Below are 3,030 nucleotides of genomic sequence, written 5' to 3'. Positions count from 1 at the left end.
TACGCGGGGAGCTGCTCGGCCAGCTGACGGTAGGTCAGCCCAGGGCGCCAGGACGGCAGATGCACCTCGTACACCGAGAACGGCGCCGCGTGCACCGGTGTGTCCCCGCGGTGCGCGAGCCACTCCTCGTCGTGCCACTCGTGGTGGGAGGCGTGCACGATCGAGGACGTGTTCGGCGGGGCCTCGGTGCGGCGCGCCAGCGGATCGGCGCGCAGGGTCCTGGAACCGTCGGGGCGGGTGATGTCGAACTTGTACAGCTCGCCCTCGCCGATGCCGGGCACGAACAGTTCCCAGACGCCGCTCGAGCCGAGCGAACGCATCGGATGACCGGTGCCGTCCCAGAAGTTGAAGCTTCCCGCCACGCGGACGCCCCGCGCGTTCGGCGCCCACACCGAGAAGCGGGTGCCGGTCACGCCCTGGTGGGTCATCGGGTGGGCGCCGAGCACCTGCCACAGCTCCTCGTGGCGTCCCTCGCCGATCAGGTGCAGATCGAGGTCGCCGAGCGTGGGCAGGAAACCGTAGGCGTCCTCGGTGTCCTGGACCGTCCCCTCGTACGCCACGAGGAGCCGGTACGACGGGACGTCGCGCAGCGGCAGCAGCCCCGAGAAGAAGCCGTCTCCGTCGTCGTGCAGCTCGGCCCGCAAGGACCCGGCGACGACGGTGATGGACAGCGCGTACGGCCTGAAGGCCCGGAAGGCGACCCCACCGGGCACACGGTGGGCGCCCAGCACCGCGTGCGGGTCGTGGTGCGTGCCGCCGAGCAGCCGCTCGCGGTCACCGGCATCGACGGCCGGGAAGACGGCCGTCTCAAGCACCCCCGCCCCGGCCAGTGGCGCACCCGACTCGCTCGTGGCCGGCTCCGCTGTCGCCACCGCGGCCGCCTTCCCTGCCTCGACGGCGATCGGCTCCGAAGTCCGGCTTGCGGCCACCTTCTTGGCGGCCACTTTCCCGGGAGCGGACCCGGCGGCGGTCCTCTTGGCGGCGGTCGTCCCGACAGCGGTCCTCTTGGCGGGAGCCTTCTTCGCCACGGCCTTCTTTGCGGCGGCTTTCTTGGCGGGGGCCTTCTTGGCCGGGTCCGCCGCGACTGCGGTGTTCTTGGCGGCGGTCTTCTTCCCCATGGCCTTCTTCGCCACGGCCTTTTTCGTCACAGTCTTCTTGGCGGCGGTTGTCCCGGCCGCGAGCTCCTCCGCGCCGGCCACCGTCTGCTCGGCCGCGGCCTTCTTCAGCCCGGCTGTGGCCTTCTTCGCCCCGGCCGTCGCTTTCTTCGCCACCGCCTTCTTCTTGCCGGCCGTCGACTTCCCGGCGGCCGCCGCCGTCTTCTTCTCGGCGGTCGCCTTCTTCACACCGGTCATCTTCTGACCGTCACCGTTCTTCTTCGTGCTGTCGTCGGACGGAAGACGGGGGGTCACGGACGGGGCCTCCTCGGCAGGGGGTGGTGGATCATCGGGTGGCGTCGGCGGACAGGCGGTGTATCGCCGCCATCGGCACGGGCAGCCAGTCGGGGCGGTGCCGGGCCTCGTACAGGACCTCGTAGACGGCCTTGTCCGTCTCGTAGGCGCGCAGCAGCACCGGTTCGGTGCGCGGATCGCGCCCGGCGACCTCCGCGTACCCGGAGCAGTACGCGGCCCGGCACGCGGCGGCCCACTCCGGTGCCGGAGGGACGGCCGAGTGCGCGGCGTAGTCGAAGGAGCGGAGCATCCCCGCGATGTCCCGCACCACCGGCTGCGGCATCCGGCGCTCGGCCAGCGGCTTCGACGGCTCGCCCTCGAAGTCGATCAGCGACCAGACCCCGGACGGCGAGCGCAGGCACTGGCCCAGGTGAAGATCGCCGTGGATGCGCTGGGCGGTCCAGGTGTGCCCCTCGGCGGCCAGGCCGGACAGCGCCTCGAACGAGGACCGCAGCCCGGGCGCGTATGGCCGCAGCGCGGGCACCGCCTGCGCCGCCGCCTCGAGACGCTGGGTCATGCCGTCGGCCAGTAGCTGTATCCGCTGGTGACCCAGGGTGACCGTGGGCAGAGCGCGGGCCAGCGCCGTGTGCACCTCGGCCGTAGCCCGCCCGAGCGCCCGCGCCTCCGGCGTGAAGTCCTCGCCCTTGGCCAGCTCGTGCAGCGCCAGCTCCCAGCCGTCCGTGGCGCCCCGCACATACGGTTGCAGCACACCGAGGACGTACGGGTCCTCGAGGCCGTCGAGGTCGGCGAGCAGCCAGCCGGCCGGCGCGGGTACCCGGGGACAGCCCTCGTGCGACAGGACCAGCGGCAGCTCCAGGTCGGGGTTGATACCCGGGACGATGCGCCGCAGCAGCTTGAGGATAAACGTATCTCCGTACACGACGGACGAGTTGGACTGCTCCGAGGTCACCCGCCGCGGGACGAGCCCGTCCCTTATTTTCTGGCGCGCGTCCCCCTCGAAGCGGAGCCGGCCGATACGGGCACGGGTGCGGATCGCCTCCAGGAGGACGGCGGTGGCCCGAGGGTCGTACAGCGCCTCGTACACGGTCCGCCCGGCCAGCGGTCCCTCCTCCGGATGCCCGATGAGCGCGGGCGCCAGCCGCGGCGGAAGCGCCTCGCGCACCCCTATCAGCAGTTGGTAGCAGTCTCCGGGATGCGCCACGGCTCCCTGAGCGGGGACGTCGGGCTGATGGGTCCGTACGAGCAGGTGGAGCAGGCCCAGCGGGCCGCCGGACGGCAGCAGTTCGGTGGCCGCCACCAGGGAGAACCCGGTGACCGGCCGTCCCTTGCCGGCGAACCAGCGCTGTCGTGGCAGCCACTCCCGCAGCAGCGGGTCGAGGGACGCGATCAGGCCGGGGTGGATCGCGGCGGCACGGGTGACGGCTTCCGACATGGGTGCGTCCTTTCCCCGGGGAGTCGGGGTGTTACTGATGCGTGCCCCGGGCGGGGCGGGAGAAACCGCCCCGCCCCAGGCTCTACGCGATGTCCTTGCGGAGCCGGAACCAGTAGAAGCCGTGGCCTGCGAGGGTGAGCAGGTAGGGCAGGTCGCCGATGGCGGGGAAGCGGACGCCGCCGATCAGTT

Annotated in this window: 3 protein-coding genes; all 3 read right to left on the bottom strand. The window is 72.1% G+C overall.

Features of this window, described 5'->3' with window-relative positions:
- On the bottom strand, window positions 1-1,409 hold a 1,409-nt coding region (locus tag ACZ3TS_RS42685; protein WP_467628567.1), incomplete at its 3' end, for a GlgB N-terminal domain-containing protein.
- 31 nt (window positions 1,410-1,440) lie between these two features.
- Window positions 1,441-2,841, bottom strand: a complete 1,401-nt coding sequence (locus ACZ3TS_RS42680; RefSeq protein ID WP_467628565.1) for a maltokinase N-terminal cap-like domain-containing protein — start codon at window positions 2,839-2,841, stop codon at window positions 1,441-1,443.
- 82 nt (window positions 2,842-2,923) lie between these two features.
- A partial coding sequence (locus ACZ3TS_RS42675; RefSeq protein WP_467628570.1) for an alpha-glucosidase C-terminal domain-containing protein occupies window positions 2,924-3,030 on the bottom strand: 107 nt, incomplete at its 5' end.

This window comes from Streptomyces sp. NPDC022910, assembly GCF_055561075.1.
Note: the sequence above shows the minus strand (reverse complement) of the source record. Positions and strands in the feature narration are given on the sequence as shown.

What these genes read in the sequence shown, in the direction of transcription:
- ACZ3TS_RS42680 (WP_467628565.1), bottom strand. Translation starts at nt 2,841, where the DNA reads ATGTCGGAAGCCGTCACCCGTGCCGCCGCGATCCACCCCGGCCTGATC.